The sequence below is a fragment of the Amycolatopsis jiangsuensis genome (genome assembly GCF_014204865.1).
Taxonomy (GTDB): domain Bacteria; phylum Actinomycetota; class Actinomycetes; order Mycobacteriales; family Pseudonocardiaceae; genus Amycolatopsis; species Amycolatopsis jiangsuensis.
Window position 1 is genome coordinate 6,477,182 of record NZ_JACHMG010000001.1, and the last position, 17,355, is coordinate 6,494,536.

At 70.2% G+C, this 17,355-nt stretch carries 14 protein-coding genes; 2 read left to right on the forward strand and 12 right to left on the reverse strand.

From position 1 onward, the window contains the following. Positions 1-33 precede the first annotated feature (33 nt). The 3 genes from BJY18_RS29510 to BJY18_RS29520 form a co-directional block, all read right to left on the reverse strand. Entirely contained in the window at positions 34-1,557 is a 1,524-nt protein-coding gene (locus BJY18_RS29510; RefSeq protein WP_184783167.1) for an ATP-dependent DNA ligase, read from the reverse strand. 37 nt (positions 1,558-1,594) lie between these two features. Continuing rightward, the gene (locus tag BJY18_RS29515; RefSeq protein ID WP_184783168.1) at positions 1,595-3,283 is read right to left on the reverse strand and encodes a PstS family phosphate ABC transporter substrate-binding protein; all 1,689 of its coding nucleotides are present in this window, start codon (positions 3,281-3,283) and stop codon (positions 1,595-1,597) included. 156 nt (positions 3,284-3,439) lie between these two features. Further along, entirely contained in the window at positions 3,440-4,837 is a 1,398-nt protein-coding gene (locus tag BJY18_RS29520) for a class II fumarate hydratase (protein ID WP_184783169.1), read from the reverse strand. A gap of 125 nt (positions 4,838-4,962) precedes the next feature. Between BJY18_RS29520 and BJY18_RS29525 the strand changes: the two genes are divergently transcribed. Continuing rightward, the gene (locus BJY18_RS29525; protein ID WP_184783170.1) at positions 4,963-5,937 is read left to right on the forward strand and encodes an NAD(P)/FAD-dependent oxidoreductase; all 975 of its coding nucleotides are present in this window, start codon (positions 4,963-4,965) and stop codon (positions 5,935-5,937) included. A 117-nt stretch (positions 5,938-6,054) separates the two neighbouring features. On the opposite strand, the gene BJY18_RS29530 is transcribed toward BJY18_RS29525, so the two are convergent. From BJY18_RS29530 to BJY18_RS29555, 6 genes are all read right to left on the reverse strand, one after another. Then, positions 6,055-6,813, reverse strand: coding sequence for a S1 family peptidase (locus tag BJY18_RS29530; protein ID WP_184783171.1), 759 nt, complete (start codon positions 6,811-6,813; stop codon positions 6,055-6,057). 32 nt (positions 6,814-6,845) lie between these two features. Then, the gene (gene glpX, locus BJY18_RS29535; protein ID WP_184783172.1) at positions 6,846-7,904 is read right to left on the reverse strand and encodes a class II fructose-bisphosphatase; all 1,059 of its coding nucleotides are present in this window, start codon (positions 7,902-7,904) and stop codon (positions 6,846-6,848) included. An 89-nt stretch (positions 7,905-7,993) separates the two neighbouring features. Next, entirely contained in the window at positions 7,994-8,221 is a 228-nt protein-coding gene (locus tag BJY18_RS29540) for an exodeoxyribonuclease VII small subunit (protein ID WP_184783173.1), read from the reverse strand. Next, a complete protein-coding gene (locus BJY18_RS29545) occupies positions 8,218-8,619 on the reverse strand; it encodes a hypothetical protein (RefSeq protein WP_184783174.1) in 402 nt (133 codons plus the stop codon). The genes BJY18_RS29540 and BJY18_RS29545 overlap by 4 nt, the downstream gene beginning before the upstream one ends. Then, a complete protein-coding gene (gene xseA, locus BJY18_RS29550) occupies positions 8,616-9,884 on the reverse strand; it encodes an exodeoxyribonuclease VII large subunit (RefSeq protein WP_184783175.1) in 1,269 nt (422 codons plus the stop codon). The genes BJY18_RS29545 and xseA overlap by 4 nt, the downstream gene beginning before the upstream one ends. A 148-nt stretch (positions 9,885-10,032) precedes the next feature. Beyond that, positions 10,033-10,842: a lipid droplet-associated protein gene (locus tag BJY18_RS29555; protein ID WP_184783176.1), complete on the reverse strand. Its 810-nt coding sequence runs from the start codon at positions 10,840-10,842 to the stop codon at positions 10,033-10,035. Between the two features lie 152 nt (positions 10,843-10,994). Here BJY18_RS29555 and BJY18_RS29560 point away from each other — a divergent pair, with 152 nt between their 5' ends. Continuing rightward, positions 10,995-12,005, forward strand: a complete 1,011-nt coding sequence (locus tag BJY18_RS29560) for a 4-hydroxy-3-methylbut-2-enyl diphosphate reductase (protein ID WP_184783177.1) — start codon at positions 10,995-10,997, stop codon at positions 12,003-12,005. A gap of 1,126 nt (positions 12,006-13,131) precedes the next feature. Here BJY18_RS29560 and BJY18_RS29565 read toward each other — a convergent pair. From BJY18_RS29565 to rmuC, 3 genes are all read right to left on the reverse strand, one after another. Continuing rightward, positions 13,132-13,965 carry a DUF6542 domain-containing protein gene (locus BJY18_RS29565; RefSeq protein ID WP_312874002.1) on the reverse strand — a complete coding sequence of 278 codons (834 nt, stop codon included), beginning with the start codon at positions 13,963-13,965 and terminating at the stop codon, positions 13,132-13,134. An 847-nt stretch (positions 13,966-14,812) separates the two neighbouring features. Then, positions 14,813-16,069 (reverse strand): IS256 family transposase, encoded by a 1,257-nt coding sequence (locus BJY18_RS29570; RefSeq protein ID WP_184776778.1) that lies wholly within the window; start codon positions 16,067-16,069, stop codon positions 14,813-14,815. 272 nt (positions 16,070-16,341) lie between these two features. After that, on the reverse strand, positions 16,342-17,256 hold the full coding sequence (gene rmuC, locus BJY18_RS29575; RefSeq protein ID WP_184783179.1) for a DNA recombination protein RmuC: 915 nt from the start codon (positions 17,254-17,256) through the stop codon (positions 16,342-16,344). Positions 17,257-17,355: the final 99 nt, after the last annotated feature.

Sequence of the window (17,355 nt, forward strand, 5' to 3'; positions counted from 1 at the left end):
TCCGGGCGACAGCGTGGAATCCAGTACGAAGCATCATTCCGCCCGATCCCCTCGCAGCAGCGACCGAATCGTGTCGATGGTGTCCGCCTCCGCCGGCTCCTTGTCCGGGCGGTAGCGCACCACCCGCGCGAACCGCAACGCCAGCCCGCCCGGATACCGCGTGCTGACCTGCGCGCCGTCCAGCTCGATTTCCACCACCAGCTCGGGCCGCACGTAAACCGTCCAGCGGTCCCGATGGGTTTCGATCTCCTGCAACCGCTCGGTCTGCCAGGCCAGCAGCTCGTCGGTGAGGCCCTTGAACGTCTTGCCCACCATGATCGGCGGACCGCCGTCCGGATCCCGCGCGCCGAGGTGCAGATTGGACAGCTTGCCGGTGCGCCTGCCGTGTCCCCATTCCGCGGCGAGCACCACGAGATCGATGGTGTGCACCGGTTTCACCTTGAGCCAGGCACGTCCGCGCCGCCCCGCCGCGTAGACCGAATCGAGGTCCTTCACCATCACGCCCTCGTGACCTGCCGCCATCGAGCCTTCGAGCACCGCGGCCGGATCGGCCGGCTCCACCTCGCCCGGGATCACGTGCGGGCCGGCCACCCGGCGCAACGCCGCGTTGCGTTCGGACAGCGGTGCGTCGAGCAGATCCACGCCGTCGAGGTGCAGGCAGTCGAAGAAGTACGGCCGCAGCAGCAACGCCCGCACCTGCTCCTCCCGCGTGCTGCCGAAACGGCTCATCGTCTCCTGGAACGGCCGCGGCCTGCCGTCGTCGCTGAGCGCCAGCGTCTCCCCGTCCAGCACCACCGATTCGCACGGCAGCGACCGCACCAGCTCCACCAGCTCGGCGACGCTGGACGTGATCTCGCGCAACGTACGGGTGTAGACGTGGACATCGGTGCCCTGGCGGTGCACCTGGATCCGCGCACCGTCCATTTTGTACTCGACCAGCGCGTGCCGGTGCTCGGCGGCGGCCTCGTCCAGCGATTCCGCCGGCGAGGCCAGCATCGGCCGCACCGGACGGCCGATTGCCAGCCGGAACCGTGCGAGCGCGTCCGCGCCTCCGGTCAGCGCTGCGTGCCCGGTGACCGGCAGCCGGCCGGACAGCATGAACGCTCGCCGCACCTGCTCGAGGCCCACCTCGGCGGCGACCGCCACCGCCTCGACCATCACCCCCTCCAGCGCGCCCTGCCGCAGCTCTCCGGTGACGAGCCGGACGACGAACTCCTGCTCGGCCCTGGTGAGCCGGGCGAACAGCGCGGTGAGCACCTCCGCACGCCGTTTGACCGAACCGGCCCCGGTGGCGGCCGCGACCTCGGTGAGCGCCGCGTCGAGTTCGCCCACCTCGACGGCCGGCTCCGACGCGGGCGGGACGGCGAGCTCGGCGAGGGTGCGCCAGCCCGCGCCCAGCCGGTCCTGCGCGGTCTGCCCGGTGAGGTAGGCGATCACGGCGGGCAGCTCGGCGGGCGCGGCCGCGCGCAGCACGCCGGCCAGTACGGCGATTTTCGCCTTCCTGGACCGGGTGGCCGTCAGCTCGGCGGAGGCGGTGACGAGGTCGGTGAGCAACACCCGACCATGATGACCCCGGCCACCGACAAAAACCGGCTCAAGCGTCCGGACGGGTGCAATGCGGCTCCGGCAGACCCTGCTTCGTCACGCACGGTGTGTAGCCCGCGTCCTGCAGTTCCGCCCGCGCGGTGCTGCTGCGCAGGTAGTCCAGGAACAGCTTGAGCAGCGAATCGTTCTCCGGTACCCCTTTCGTGTACAGGTACTCGACCGTCCAGAAGCGGTAACCGGCGTCGATGCTGGTCGCGTCCGGGTAACGGCCGTCGAGCTGGGCCACGGTCACCTTGCCGCCCCGGACTGACTCGACTTTGGCGGCCGGCGCGTCCGCGTATCCGACCGCGCCGGGCGTCTCGCCGACGGCGTGCAGCAGCTCGGCGGTCGTTCCGCGCTCGCAGCGGACCACCGTCGCGTCCGGCGCGCGCCCCGCCGTCCGGCAGTCGTCCGAAGACAACGCAGGTTCGGCGGCGCTCAACACCTTGTGCTCGAACGTGATGCGCGTACCCGATTCCTGCCCGCGGCCGACGATGCGGATCGGCAGCGACGGCCCCGGCCGCAGCTGTGCCCAGTCGCGATACCGGCCGCCGAAGATCCCGCGCACCTGGTCGGTGGTCAGCCGGTCGACTCCCGCCGCACTGTTGACCACCATGCTGTACATCAGCACCGCCACCGGCTGTGCCACCAGGTCGGGACCGGTTGCCTTGCCGTCGGACAGCACGGCGAGGCTGTCCTTCCCCTCCGGAGGAAGCGGTCCGAGTTCGCGGACCGCCGAAACGCTGCCCGTGGCCCGCGTCGTGATCCCCGCGCCCGGGCACTGCCGGTGGTACTCGTGTGCGACGTTGTCGATGATCGGCGCGAACGCACTCGACCCGTGCACGGACAGCGAACCGGTCCCGCAGCCGGGCTCGGCCGACTGCGAGGCGGCCACGATCAGCGTGCTGATCAGCGCCCCGGTCAGCAGTACCCCGATCGCCACCGTGATCACCGGCCAGGACAGCCAGCGCTGCTTGCGTTCGTCCTTGATCCGGCCCCCACCGAGCCGTCCGGTCCACGCCCATTCCTTCGACAGGGTGCCGCCCGGCCAGCTGTCCGGTTCGCGCAGCACCACCACGAGCTTGAACTTTTCGCGCCGTTTCAGGGAAAGCTGCCCGAGTTGCACGCCGTGCCACTGCGGTGCGCGGGTCCGCACAGCGGACGGATCGGGCTGGCGCAGGAAATCCGTGAGCCGCTGCGGCAACAGGGCCCGCAGACCGGACAGCCGCGCGGACTCGGGGACCGGTTCCGGGTCGGGTTCGTGGTCGGTGAAGAACTCGAGCCCGTTGCGCACCACGTCACGCAGGCCGTCGCGGGCCTCGGACACCCGCGCGTCCCACACCACCCGGTCGCCGAAGGTGAACTGCAGCGGATGCTCGAAATCCTCCGGGCGGATGTCGAAACTGCCGGTGTTGCGGATGCGGATCACGACCACGCTGAGCGGTTCCAGCAGCCGGACTGTGCGGGCCAGCTCGGGATCCTGTTGTGCCGCACCGTCGTGGCCGTCGCCGAGGATGACCGGGCTGAGGCCGATCTTCGAGTTGTACAGGACCCGGAAAAGCAGCCGCCTGCGCCGGATCACGTAACGGTCGATCAGCGGGGCGGCGATCGTCGCCCCGGCCACGACCGCGATCGGGACGATGCCCCGACCGGAGGTGAGCACCTCGGCGAGGCTCCGCACGATCTCCCCGAAGCCCACGGCGATCCTTCCCCCTGCGCGAATTCGCGAGAGGTCCACCCTAGGCGCCGGAAAACGGGACCCCTCCCGCGTGCATCAGGAGTTCACCCGCGGTTCAGCAGACCGACCGGGAAGGCCGTGCAGGCCTCATCGAGGAGGCCTGCACGGACCGCTGAGCTACTTTCCGCCGCGCGCCATGCGCAAAACGTCGAGAGCCTCGTCCAGCTGTGCTTCGGTGAGCTTGCCGTCCTTCACGAAGCCGCGCTCGATGACGACCTCCCGGATCGTCTTCAGCTCCTTGAGCGCCTGCTTCGCCACCGACGCCGCCGCTTCGTAGCCGATGTATTTGTTCAGCGGCGTGACGATCGACGGCGAACCCTCGGCGTATTCCCGTGCGCGGTCGGTGTTCGCGGTGACGCCGGCGAAGACCTTGTCGGCCAGCAACCGGGAAACCGCCGCGAGCAGCCGCGCCGACTCCAGCACGTTGCGTGCGATCACCGGCAGGTTCACGTTGAGCTGGAAGTTCCCTGCCGCACCGGCGAACGCCACCGCCGCGTCGTTGCCGATGACCTGCGCGACCACCTGCAGCGTCGCCTCCGGGATGACCGGGTTGACCTTGCCCGGCATGATCGACGAACCCGGCTGCAGGTCCGGCAGCGCCAGCTCGGCGAGCCCGGCGCGCGGACCGGAACCCAACCAGCGCAGGTCGTTCGCGATCTTGTTCAGCGACACCGCGACCGTGCGCAAGTGCCCGGAGGTCTCGACCACACCGTCCTGGGTCGCCTGCGCCTCGAAGTGGTCGCGTGCCTCGGTGAGCGGCAACCCGGTCAGGTTCGCCAGCTCGGCCGCGACCGCGGCGCCGAAGCCCTCCGGTGCGTTCAGCCCGGATCCGACCGCGGTTCCGCCGATCGGCAGCTCACCCAGCCGCGGCAGGCCGGACTGCAGCCGTTCGACGCCGAACCGGATCTGCGCGGCCCACGCACCGGCCTCCTGGCCGAGCGTGACCGGCACCGCGTCCATCAGGTGCGTGCGGCCGGACTTGACCACGTCCTGCCACTCCCGCGCCCGCGTCTCGATCACGCCCGCGAGGTGCTCCAGCGCCGGGACCACGTCGGTCAGCACGGCCTCGGTGGCGGCCACGTGGATCGTGGTCGGGAAGGTGTCGTTCGAGGACTGCGAGGCGTTGACGTGGTCGTTCGGGTGCACGTCACGGCCCAGCGAACGCGTGGCCAGCGTCGCGATGACCTCGTTCGCGTTCATGTTGGACGAGGTGCCGGAACCGGTCTGGAACACGTCGATCGGGAAGTGCTCGTCGTGCCTGCCCTCGGCCACCTCGTCCGCGGCCGCGGCGATCGCGTCGGCGACGTCGGGTTCCAGGACGCCCAGCTGCTTGTTCACCCGGGCGGCGGCCGCCTTCAACAGGCCGAGCGCGCGGATCTGGGCCCGCTCGAGACCGCGGCCGGAGATCGGGAAGTTCTCCACGGCACGCTGCGTCTGCGCACGGTAGAGCGCGTCGACCGGGACGCGGACCTCACCCATCGTGTCGTGTTCGATCCGGAATTCCTGTTCAGCCATACCCCGATTCTGGCCCCGAATCGGCCGGACGGCGTGGTGTCCTCGCCCACCGTGTCACCCGGACGCGACTATCCTCGGCTGTGTTCTCGATCACCGCCACCACCACGGGCTTGGAGCGAGCTTTCATGGATTCCTACGACCTCGCTGTCATCGGCGCCGGACCCACCGGTCTCTTCGCCGCCTACTACGCGGGATTCCGCGGCCTGTCCATGGCCGTGATCGATTCACTGCCGGAACCCGGAGGCCAGGTCACCGCGATGTACCCGGAGAAGATGATCTACGACGTCGGTGGTTTCCCTGCCGTTCGCGGCCGCGATCTGGTGGACGGCCTGGTCGCGCAGGCCGAGCCGTGGCGGCCGGGCTACCTGCTCGGCCGCAAGGCGGAGAAGCTGGAGAACGTCGGAGACGGCGTGGAGCTGACGCTCGACGGCGGTGAGGTGCTGCGGGCCGGCGCCGTGCTGATCACCGCGGGGATCGGCGAGTTCACCCCGCGCCCGCTGCCCGCGGGAGACGGCTGGCTCGGCCGCGGCATGGTGCACTTCGTGCCGTCGCTGGCCGCGCACGCCGGTCAGCACGTGGTCGTGGTCGGTGGCGGCGACTCGGCGTTCGACTGGTGCCTGGCGCTGCACCCGGTCGCGGCGAGCGTCACGCTCGTGCACCGCCGGGCCCGGTTCCGGGCCGCGGAGTCGATCGTGCGGCAGGTGCGGGAACTGGGCGTACGGCTGGTCACCGACGCCGAGGTGACCAGCTTCGTCGCGGCGCCGGGCGGTGAGCTGACGGCGGTGGACGTCGAGGTGAAGGGCGGCGAGAAAGAGCAGCTGCGTGCCGACGCGGTGGTGGCGGCGCTCGGTTTCACCGCCGACCTCGGCCCGATCGAAAGCTGGGGACTGGAAATCGACCACCGCGCGATCTCGGTCGACTCGACCATGGCGACCGCCCGCCCGCGCGTCTACGCGGCCGGCGACGTCGCGGCGTATCCGGGCAAGGTGAAGCTGATCGCCACCGGATTCGGCGAGGCCGCCACCGCGGTGAACAACATCGCGGTGGCCCTGAACCCGGAGGCACACCTGTTCCCCGGCCATTCGAGCAACGCGGAGTGATTCAGGGTCTACGGTGCCCGATCCGGACGTCCGGCTCGGTGTGGACGGCGACGTCGTGGGCCAACGACACCTGGACCGGGCTCAGCGCGCCCTCCACGAGGCCCGTTCCCGGGCAGGTCAACTGCCTGTCTTCTCCGCGATCCACGGCTGGTAGGCCACCACCGAAGTGGCGATGGACGGCGCCGTCGCGCAGGTCGGGGAGCCGTTGCCGGGCCGGCTGACCAGGCCGGCCAGCACCCAGCGGTCGCCGTCGCGGACCAGCTCCGGGCCGCCGGAATCGCCGTAGCAGGAACCGGCCTTGCCGCCGGGGCTGTCCGTGCACAGCTCGGAAGTGCCGTCGAACGCCGAGGTGCACTTCGCACCGTCGACGAGCTTCGTGTCGAGTTGCTGCAACGACGTGGCGAGCGGCCCGCAGTCCGGGGTGGCACAGGTCTGGCCCCAGCCGAGCAGCCGCACGTCGCTGCCCGGCGCGGCGGTTCCGCCGATCGCCACCGGCGTGGCCCGCACCGGTTCGGCGAGCCGGATCAACCCGAGGTCGCCGGTCTGGTTGGCCGCGTCGAAATGCGGGCTCAGCACGAATTCGGCCGCCTTCGGCGTTTCCCCGCCCTGGCCGGCGTCGTTCGTGCCGACGCGCAGACTGATCGTCGCGGGCTTCTCCGGAGACAGGCAGTGCGCCGCGGTGACCACCCACGACGGGGCGATCAGCGAACCCGCACAGAACAACTCGCCGGACGAGGTGTGCAGCGAGACCACGTACGGATAGGGCTGGTCCGCGGCCGTCCCGCCGATGACCGCCGGAGCGGCGGCCGCGCTGCCCGAGCTGAGCGCCAAGCCGGCGACGAGGGTGGACAGCAGGGCGGGCAACCGTTTCGGCACCAGGGGAGCTCCTTGCGGTTCTACGGTGTTTTCTAGGGCAGGGGCGGGGTCACGCTGTCGTCCTCGTCGAGTTCGAGGTTGCCGTCGAAGTTCACGGACGAGTAGGCCCGGAGCTTCTCCAGCCGGTGATAGCCGTCGATCAGTCTGACCGTGCCGGACTTGGACCGCATCACGATGGACTGCGTGGTCGCGCCGCCCGCGCGGTAGTGCACGCCGCGCAACAGGTCGCCGTCGGTGACCCCGGTGGCGCAGAAGAACACGTTGTCGCCGGTGACGAGGTCGTCGTTCAGCAGGATCCGGTCGAGGTCGTGGCCGGCGGCCAGTGCCTTGTCCCGCTCCGCCGCGTCCTTCGGCCACAGCCGGCCCTGCAGCTCGCCGCCGAGGCACTTCAGCGCGCACGCGGCGATGATGCCCTCCGGCGTCCCGCCGATGCCGACCAGCATGTCCACGCCGGTGCTCGGACGGGCCGCGGCGATCGCGCCGGCCACGTCGCCGTCGGAGATGAACCGGATCCGGGCGCCCGCCGCGCGGACCTCCTTGACCAGCTGCTCGTGCCGAGGCCGGTCGAGGATGCACACCGTGACGTCGCCGACGCTGGAGTTCTTCGCCTTGGCCACCCGGCGGATGTTCTCCGCGATCGGCGCGGCCAGGTCCACCTTGCCTGCCGCGTCCGGTCCGACGGCGAGCTTCTCCATGTAGAACACCGCGGACGGGTCGAACATCGCGCCGCGTTCGGCGACCGCCAGCACCGCCAGCGCGTTCGGCATCCCCTTGGCCATCAGAGTCGTGCCGTCGACCGGATCCACCGCGACGTCGCAGTCCGGGCCGTCGCCGTTGCCGACCTCCTCGCCGTTGAACAGCATCGGCGCTTCGTCCTTCTCGCCTTCGCCGATCACGACGACGCCTCGCATCGAGACGGTGGAGACGAGCTGGCGCATCGCGTCGACCGCCGCGCCGTCGCCGCCGATCTTGTCGCCGCGGCCGACCCAGCGGCCGGCCGCCATCGCGGCGGCCTCGGTCACGCGCACCAGCTCCATCGCGAGGTTGCGGTCCGGCGCTTCTCCGTGGCGCGGGTCACTGGCTGTGGTCATACGGGCCTCCCGGATCACAGTTGCTCAGCGGATGACCAGTCTGTCAGATGCCGGGTTGACCTGAACGATTCAGCAGCGCATGGTGCGGGTCACTCTGCGTCGTCGGCCTCGACCGACGCCAGCGCCGCCTCGATCCGCTCGCGCGCACCTTCCAGATGCCGCTCGCACACCTTGGCGAGCTGCTCGCCCTTCTCCCACAGCGCGAGCGACTGCTCCAGGGACAGGCCGCCCGCTTCGAGCTCCTTCACGACCTCGACGAGCTGGTCGCGGGCCTGCTCGTAGCCGAGGCCGGCGGTTTCGCTGGCTGAATCGCTCACGCTGGACGTTCTCCGACCTTCCGGTGCACGGGGCTGTGCGCGCACACTACCGCGCTGGCCATCGCGTGGTCGTAGCCGACGAACGCGAGGGCGAACTCCTGCCCGTCACCGTCCGCGATCGCGTCTTCCAGATTCTCCTGCGCCCCCGCCACGCGCCGGCGGTGCCCGGCGCCCTCGTCGAACCACCACCGCGTCCCGACGTGCTCGGAAGCCGCTTCGGAAAGCCGGCGCAGCTGCGGCGCGAGCCCGCGGCGCGCGGCGGTACCGCAGCCGGCCAGCAGCGTGGTCCAGCATTCGTCGGCGGCACGGTCGGTGATCAGCGCCTGCCGCAGCAGCACCTCGGCGCCGAGCCGGGCCGCGGCGTCCACGGTGAGCGGCAGGAACGCCGGTGCTCTCACGGCCCGTCTCCTTTCGCGGTCGTCCCTTCGGTGGTTTCGACGGATCCGGCGACCGCGTGGACCGCCCCGTCGGCGACCCGCACGCGCAGCCGTGCGCCGTCCTCGACCTGGGAGACGGACCGCAGCACCTGGAGGTTGCCTGCCTCGTCGGTGAACTGGACGACCGCGTAGCCACGCGCCATCGTGGCCGCCGGTCCGAGCGCGGTCAGCCGGCCGCGGGCGCCGGCCACCTCGGCCTGGTCCTTGGCGAGCAGGCCGAGCATCGCGCGCCGCCCGCGTTCGCGGTGCAGCTCGACGTCGTCCAGGCGGCGCTGCACCGGACCCAGCGGATCGGCCAGCGACGGACGGCTGCGCAGCTGGGTGAGCAGCCGCGTCTCCCGGTCGACCCATCCGTGCAGCGCCCGGCGGCCGCGGTCCCGCATCTGCCGCACGCGCGCGTTCTCCTCACGCACGTCGGGCACGATGCACTTGCTCGCGTCGGTGGGCGTGGAACAGCGCAGATCGGCGACGTGGTCGAGCAACGGGGTGTCCGGCTCGTGCCCGATGGCGCTCACGATCGGCGTGCCCGCCGCCGCGACCGCCCGGCAGAGCGCCTCGTCGGAGAACGGCAGCAGATCCTCGACGCTGCCACCACCGCGGGCGAGCACGATCACGTCGACCTCCGGATCTTTGTCCAGAGTGGACAGAGCGCGAAGGATCTGCGGCACCGCCTGCGGTCCCTGCACGGCGGTGTTCACCACCTTGAACAGCACGTGCGGCCACCGGGCCTGCGCGTTCACCAGCACGTCCCGCTCGGCCGCCGAAGCGCGGCCGGTGATCAGGCCGATTCCCTGCGGCAGGAACGGAATCGGCCGTTTCCGCTCGACGGCGAACAGCCCTTCGGCGGCGAGCAGCTTGCGCAGCCGTTCGATGCGCGCGAGCAGCTCCCCGATGCCGACCGCGCGAATCCGATCGGCCCGCAGGCTGAGCGTCCCGCGCCCGAAGAAGTACGAGGGCTTCGCGTGCACGACGACGCGATCCCCTTCGCGCAACGGCGTTTCCAGCTCGCGCACCAGCCACATCGGACACGTGACCGACATCGACACGTCCGCCGAGGGATCCCGCAGGGTGAGGAACGCGGTCTGCGTCCCGGGCCGCGCGTTGATCTGCGTGACCTGCCCCTCGACCCACACGTCCCCGAGCCGGTGGATCCAGTCCCCGATCTTGCGCGCGACGGTGCGCACCGGCCAGGGCTGTTCCGCACTGGTGGCCGGTTCGGTACTCATACCGCCTCCGCGGGTTCGGGTGCCTGCGCGGTCATTCCGCGCCGGTGTCGTCGTGTGCTCGGGCGCTTCGCCGTTTTTCGGTCGTGGTTCACGGTTCAGCGCTGTTACGCGGTGCTTTCCCGGTACGCGGATCGCTTACGCGCCAGCCTCATGTGCCTGACGCGGGACCGTCCTCGTTCACCTCGTCGGCTTTGCGCGCGTTGGCGATGCGCCGAGCGAGCATCCCGGTGAACGACGCCCGGTCGGCGTGGTCCTTCTCATAGGCCAGCAGCTCCTCCAGCTGCGGCACCGAGAGCCGGCGCAACCGGGCACGCAGCTGCGGCAGGGTGAGTTCGTCGTAGCCCGCGAGTCCTGCCGGTCCGCTTCCGCCCTCGCTCACGCCGGTACTCTCGTGCGCGTTCTCGTGCGCCTTCTTGTGTGCGTCGGCTTGGTTCGTGCTCTCGTCGCCGTCGGCTGGGCGGACTTCCGGCTCGACCCGGTGACTGAGGCCGGCGCCGTCGTCAGGGGTAGCCGGACCACCGGCACTGTCGTTCTCACCCTCGGCGTGGTCCTCGGCGAGCGCGCGCGCCTCTTCGAGCCACGGGTCTGCGGGCCCGTCTTCGTCCCCCACATTGGTGGCGAGGCCGGGCGCCGGCGTGCGGTGCCCGTTCGCGTGCGGCTGCGGAAGATCGTCCACCGGAACCAGATTCGGCCGGGCGGGTGCGAGGTCGGGCTCGGCGTCCTCGTCGAACGTCGCCCAGCTGGGGGTGTCCTCGACCGGACGGAGCAGGGACAGCGCGTCGTCGCCCTTGATGGCCAGCTCGGTGACGTGCTGTTGGACGCGCATGGACAGCTGCAGTGCCTGGCTCACGACGGTGACCGGCAGACCGGTGAGTTGTTTCGGGAGCTCACGAACCCGCTCGGCGGTGGTGACGGCGAGGCCCGCGGCGACCCGGAGGGGGAGCGGGAGTGGCTTCATGGGTCACAGCGTGCCGTATCAGGGCCCTCCTGCCCAACCGAACGGGTGGTCCAGTGCACCCGACGTGACCGCTGGCACACCCCGGACGGCCCAGCCGGTCCATCCCAAAGAGGACTTCGAAGCCGGGCCGGGACAGCCCGTACCCTGGAGGCATGACCTCAGCGAGTCCCGGAACCGAGCCCGCCGGCAATCCGACGATCTCCCAGTCCGGCGCCGCCAAACGCGTGCTGCTCGCGAAGCCGCGCGGGTACTGCGCCGGCGTGGACCGCGCCGTCGTCGCGGTCGAGAAGGCGCTCGAGCTCTACGGCCCGCCGGTCTATGTGCGCAAGGAGATCGTGCACAACCGGCACGTCGTGGACACCCTGAGCGAACGCGGTGTGATCTTCGTCGACGAGACGTCCGAGGTCCCCGAGGGGGCGCTCGTGGTGTTCTCCGCGCACGGTGTGTCGCCGGCCGTCCACGCGGAGGCGGCGGAGCGGAACCTGCGCACGATCGACGCGACCTGCCCGCTGGTCACCAAGGTGCACAAAGAGGTCAACCGTTTCGCCAAGGACGACTACGACATCCTCCTGATCGGCCACGAGGGCCACGAGGAGGTCGAGGGCACCTCGGGTGAGGCACCCGACAAGGTCCAGCTGGTCGACCAGGCCGAAGACGTCGAGAAGGTCAGCATTCGCGACCCGTCCAAGGTGATCTGGCTGTCGCAGACCACGCTGTCGGTCGACGAGACGATGGAGCGCGTGGACCAGCTGCGCGAGCGGTTCCCCGGCCTGAGCGACCCGCCGAGTGACGACATCTGTTACGCCACCACGAATCGCCAGGTCGCGGTCAAGGCCATGGCCGCGGAGTGCGACCTGGTCCTGGTGGTCGGCTCGACGAACTCGTCGAATTCGAAGCGCCTGGTGGAAGTCGCCCTGAAGGCCGGCGCCCGAGCCTCCCACCTGGTCGACTTCGCCACCGAGGTCGACGAATCATGGCTGGAAGGCGTGTCGACGGTGGGCGTCACCTCCGGCGCCTCGGTCCCGGACGTCCTGGTGATGGACCTGCTGACCTGGCTGGCCGACCGAGGCTACGGCCAGGTCGACGAGGTGACCACAGCGAACGAGAAGATCGCCTTCGCCCTGCCGAAGGAACTCCGAAAAGCCACCAAGACGGACTCCTGACCCCTCCCGGGCCGGAGGCTACTGGGTTGTGGGTCTTGGGCTAGCGGGGTCGGGTGCGGGCTGCCTGGCGTGGTTGCGCGGGTGGGGCGTGATATCCGGATTCGCCGGGTTTCGGGACCGCACTTCGGGTATTGGGCGCCTGACGCGGTCGGGTCGTCGGTTTCGGGTTCGCTGAATGTCGGGATCGCGCGTCGGGTGTGGGGCGCCTGGCGTGGTGGTGTGGCTGGGCGTCCGGTTCGGGCTGGGCGGGTGCAGGGCCGAGTCGGGTGCGGCCCCCTGGTGTGCTTGCGCGGCTGGTGTGCTGCGCGGCTGGGTGCCGGGCTGGGTTTGCGAAGTGTCGGGGCCGCGCGTCGGGTACAGGGCGTGCGCGTCGGGGTGGCACGCCTGGCGTGGTTGTACGGCTCGGGCGTCCGATTCGGACTCGGGAGTTGAGCCTGCGCGTCGAGTCTTGGGGTTCCGGGCGTGGTCGTTTGGTTGAAAGCTGCGCAGAACCACATCCGCAGCGGAACACAGCATCCCGTAGCTGAGCATCACATCTGCCGCGGGAACACCGGATCCGCAGCGGAGCATCACATCTGCAGTGGGAAGACCACATCTGTAGCTGAGCATCACATTCGCAACGGGAAAACCGGACCCGGCCCGACGACATTTCCCTGGGCTCCGCGGACTGCTCGCAGCCCGGTTGGTCGTTGAGGTCGAGCACCACCTCACCCTCCGCACCGTGGCAATACCGGCACCGGACCGCCTTCGCCGGCCCGGTGGGCAGCGGTCGTACCGCGGGAGCGGCCACGAGATCAGCCGACCGCGCGAACTTCTCGGCGCGCCTTGTGTTTCTGAGCCCGTCGTGTGCTGCCGCGAATGCTGATCCTTCACCTCGCGCGTGGTCGAGAGCGGTCGACGTAACAGTGGACTAGACCACCGTGTACAGCCGGCGTCGGCGAGGTGGTCGGCCGATTGCTCGAGCGTCCGAAATGTCTTTTCCTGTCAAGGTTTCGGCACCTCAACGGCGTCTCTCGCATTGCGCCGACTGCGAGAATCGGCTGTGGCAAGGGAAAAGCCGCCGAACCTGGGTGGTTCGGCGGCCTTTCACGCGAGATCGTGTTCAGTCTGTCAACGTTGTCGCCGGTCAGGCGTTGTCATCCCAGGGGCGTGGGCGGCGCGGGGGTTCCCGGCGTGGAGGGCGGGGGCGTCCCGGTGGTGGCTCGTCGGCGCGGGGCCGGCGGCGAGGCGGCGGTTCGCCCCGCGGATCGCGTCGGCGCGGGTCGCCTTCGGGTGGCCGCGGCCGGCCAGGAGGAGGAGGTTTACGCCCACCGCGAACGCCCGGGTCCCGTGGCTCTCGCCGAGGCCGCGCACCCGGTTCCGCAGGCGGACGCGGGCGCCGAGGCGGCGGCGCGTCGACGCCTCGTTCGCGCGGCGTGCGACGCGAACTGCCGGGCGGCGGAGGCGTTTGCCCGGTGCGTCCGGCCGCCGGGCGGTTGCGGGGGCGTGCGGGAGGCTCGCCGTCTTCGCGGTCGCGCGGTTGCTTGCCGTCCTTGAACTTGACCGGCGCGTTCGGGTCGCGTTCGCGGTAGATGCGGAAGAAACCGAACAGCAGAGTGACGGCCGTGGTGACCGCCATCGTCGGGAACCCGTTGATGAGCGGGGTGCCGATGTTGAGCAGCTTCGACAGGGTGTCGGAGCCGCCGGAACTGCCGCCGGTCACCAGGACGACGCCGGGCACCGTGACCGCCAGAACCAGTGGCGGCTGCACCATCGGGCCGAACAGCGCGCGTCTCTGTACTGCGCCGACCGCGATCACGGCCCCCAGGAAGTAGCCGGCCTTGAAGACGAATTCGAGGCTGCCCTGGGTTTTCTCGTCGATGATGGCGCCGAGCACGGCCAAGCCGAAGCCCACGAGCACGGCTCCCCACCAGGGCAGCCCGCGCCTCGCGCCGACAACGAGACGCTCGTCCCAGGGCACGGGAGGAGCGTCATCGGCATCAGGATCGCTCTGGCGATCGCGTATCGCGGTCACGGGGCACACCGTATCCCGTACTTGTCAGGATCTTGCTGGCACTGCCGAAGACAGCATCCGGCAGCCACTCAAGAGCGTGACTCCTCCCTCGGTCGGGTGGTCTCCATCGTGCTGCCCCGCCACCGCACTCCGCCGGTCGAGTGGTGTCCGGACCAGACTCCTGACCAGCGCTCATACCGCCAGTATGGGTCGACAAGCCGACTCGCGGTCCTTCGCTGACGACGAGTCCATGCCGCCCCGACGCCGCCGCCCAGTGGTCACGTCACGCCCGTTCCGGAACATTCGCCGCACCCGGAACTTGACCGAAAACTAACGCGACGATGCTTCTGACGTTGCAGCAGACCCTGCCCGCCCATGCCGGAATCATGCCCTTTCGAACGTCCTCGCCCCTCCCCGCACGGCCTCGCGGCGCGTCCGCCCAGACCACCGCGTGCTTCACCCGGCAACCAGCCGAGCCAGCCGGCCTCGGCTAACCAGGGAGCACGCGCAGCCCACCCACCTGTGAACCACCGACCCGCGACACGGCAGACCTGACACTGCCGACCCGCGACACGACCGACCCGACACGACCGACCCGCGACACGGCCAACCTGACGCTGCCGACCTGTGACACGACCGACTTGCGACCAGACGTCGCCGTGTCGACGCCGCAGAGCGGTTGTCGACGCCGCGTAGCGGCCGTCGAGCGTGCCGGATCGGTCGCCGAGGATGCTTGGTTGCGTCCGTTCAGAGCGTGGTCACGTCCGGCGGAGTGGTGTATGAGATCGACTCCGCGTGATCTTGGTTCGGGATTCTAGGCGGTTATTGCCTCGGTTGTCATGAGTGCCTCGCTGCCGGTCGGTGCGGCTTCGGTGGTGACGATGCGGATGCGTGAGCGGGCCAGTAGATCGAGGCCCATGTAGCGGCGGTTCTCGGTCCACTCATCACTCTGTTCGGCCAGGACGGCGCCGACGAGGCGGATCAGGGAGTCGCGGCCGGGGAAGATCCCGACCACGTCGGTGCGACGGCGGATCTCCTTGTTCAGTCGCTCTTGAGGGTTGTTCGACCAGATCTGGCGCCAGACCTCGCGCGGATATGCGGTGAACGCCAGCAGCTCATCGCGGGCGTTGTCGAGGTGCTCGGCTGCGTCGGGCCAGCGCGCGGTGAGAGTGTCGACCACGCGTCCGTACTGGGCTGTGACGGCGTCGGCGTCGGGCTGGTCGAAGATCGTGCGCACCTGCGTAGCGACATGCGGCTGCGCCGACTTCGGAACACGGGAGAGCAGGTTACGCAGGTAGTGGGTGCGACACCGCTGCCACGCCGCACCCGGCAACGCCGAGGCGATCGCCGCCACCAAGCCGGGATGGGCGTCGGAGATGACGAGCTGGACCCCGGACAGGCCGCGGGCGACCAGACCGCGCAGGAACGCCAACCAGCCCGCTCCGTCCTCGCTGGAGGCCACATCCAGGCCGAGGATCTCGCGGTGCCCGTCGGCGTTCACCCCGGTCGCGAGCAGCGCGTGCACGTTGACCACCCGGCCGTCTTCGCGGACCTTCACCGTGAGCGCGTCGACCCACACGAACGTGTACGGGCCCTGGTCGAGCGGGCGCTCGCGGAACGCGGCGACCTGCCCGTCGAGGTGCGTGGCCATCTCGCTGACCTGCGAACGCGACAGCGACTTCACCCCGAGTTGTTCGGCCAGCTTCTCCACCCGCCGGGTGGAGACACCGAGTAGGTAGGCCGTGGCCACGACGGTGACCAGGGCCTGCTCGGCGCGGCGGCGGTGGGTCAGCAGCCAGTCCGGGAAATAGGAGCCCTGGCGCAGCTTCGGCACCGCCAACTCGATCGTGCCCGCTCGGGTGTCCCACTCCCGGGCCCGGTAGCCGTTGCGCTGGTTCGTCCGCTCGCTGCTGCGCTCGCCATAGCCGGCCCCGCACTGCTGATCGGCCTGCGACGACATCAACGCGTTCGCCATCGTCGCGATCATCGTCTGCAACAGATCCGGCGACACACCCGCCGAGGCGAGCTCCTCGACAAGCTGGGCAGGGTCCACACTGTGTGGTGCGGCCATCGTGGTGGTCCTTCCTGGAGTTCCTTGGTCGGTACTCGAGAAAGATCACGCGGTGGCCGTCTCACGTCACGACGCCACGCCGCTCACCAGCGACGAACCCGTACACCACCTCCGCGGACGTAACCCAGAGCGTCTCTCCGAAACTGCCACGCCCATGCCCGCCAGCAAGCCAGCGGCTCCCTTCGGAGCAGGCAGCCACTCCCATGCCCACAGCACCCGGTCGCAACGAGTCAAACCGTGACCAGACCCGGCTTCCGGACACCGACGTCTCCTCAGCTGGCAGCCAATTCGTCTCCCTTCCGCAGCTGTGGTACCGGCGCTGGGCTGCCGGACGCCTCGGTGAGCGGCGCCACTGTGGAACGGAAAGCCTCCAGCGCCTCCAGCTCGCGCCGACGTGCGGAGACGAAACGCTGCAGGTGCGTTGTGGACAGATTGAGCGCCTCCACCGCGTTCCCGGCAGCCCGGTGCGCGGAGGCCGCTCCCGCGCGCACCTGTTCCACGTCCTCGACCAGCGCTCGATCGCTGGCCGCGAACAACGCGGCCGAGGCGAGGACGCCGAAGCCGGTCGGTCCACAAAGGAACACCCGGCGGTCGATGAGCCAGCGCAGCAGTTCCGGGTCGGTGTCGAGAGCGGCGACGACGGCCGCGTCGGACGGGACGAACATGATCGTTCCGTAAATCGCGTCCGCCCAGCGCTGGTATCCCTTGCCGGCGAGCTCTGCCGCACGGGAGCGCAGTTGCCGGACGTGGACGCGCAGCGCGTCGAGCCGCTCTTCCGGATCGTCGGTCTCGACCGCTTCCGCCCAGATGGCCATGCTCGCCTTCGCATCGACCGGAACCGCGCGGCCGCCGCCGACGTTCAGCACGAGATCCGGCTTCGCGCTCCCGCCGCCGGCGAGGTCGGTCTGGAGCGTGTAGTGCAGCCCCTCCCGCAAACCGAGCGCGCGCGCAGTCTCCGCCAGAACCTGTTCGCCCAGCTCGCCCCTTCCGTGGATCGACGCGAACGCCACTTCGTACCGGCGCAGCGCGAGCTGTTGCTGGTCCCCCTTCGCGCGCTCCGCCGCGACGAGCCGCGCGGCCGCGTCCGCCCGGCGCATCCCGTCGTTGTACAGCCGCCACAGCAGGGCGACCGCGACGCACAGGATCAGCGCGAGCACGACGGCCGCGGTGGTGATCACCGTCTCCACCCGAGCCTCCTCTCCGTCGGGGTGTCGGTCGAGAAGACATCATGGCGGACCCCACCGACAAAAACCGGTGCGAGCGATCGCGGTGCGTAGCTGACCAGC

What these genes read in the sequence shown, in the direction of transcription:
- xseA (WP_184783175.1), bottom strand. Translation starts at nt 9,884, where the DNA reads ATGAGTACCGAACCGGCCACCAGTGCGGAACAGCCCTGGCCGGTGCGC.
- glpX (WP_184783172.1), bottom strand. Translation starts at nt 7,904, where the DNA reads ATGACCACAGCCAGTGACCCGCGCCACGGAGAAGCGCCGGACCGCAAC.
- BJY18_RS29520 (WP_184783169.1), bottom strand. Translation starts at nt 4,837, where the DNA reads ATGGCTGAACAGGAATTCCGGATCGAACACGACACGATGGGTGAGGTC.
- BJY18_RS29560 (WP_184783177.1), top strand. Translation starts at nt 10,995, where the DNA reads ATGACCTCAGCGAGTCCCGGAACCGAGCCCGCCGGCAATCCGACGATC.
- BJY18_RS29525 (WP_184783170.1), top strand. Translation starts at nt 4,963, where the DNA reads ATGGATTCCTACGACCTCGCTGTCATCGGCGCCGGACCCACCGGTCTC.
- BJY18_RS29570 (WP_184776778.1), bottom strand. Translation starts at nt 16,069, where the DNA reads ATGGCCGCACCACACAGTGTGGACCCTGCCCAGCTTGTCGAGGAGCTC.
- BJY18_RS29555 (WP_184783176.1), bottom strand. Translation starts at nt 10,842, where the DNA reads ATGAAGCCACTCCCGCTCCCCCTCCGGGTCGCCGCGGGCCTCGCCGTC.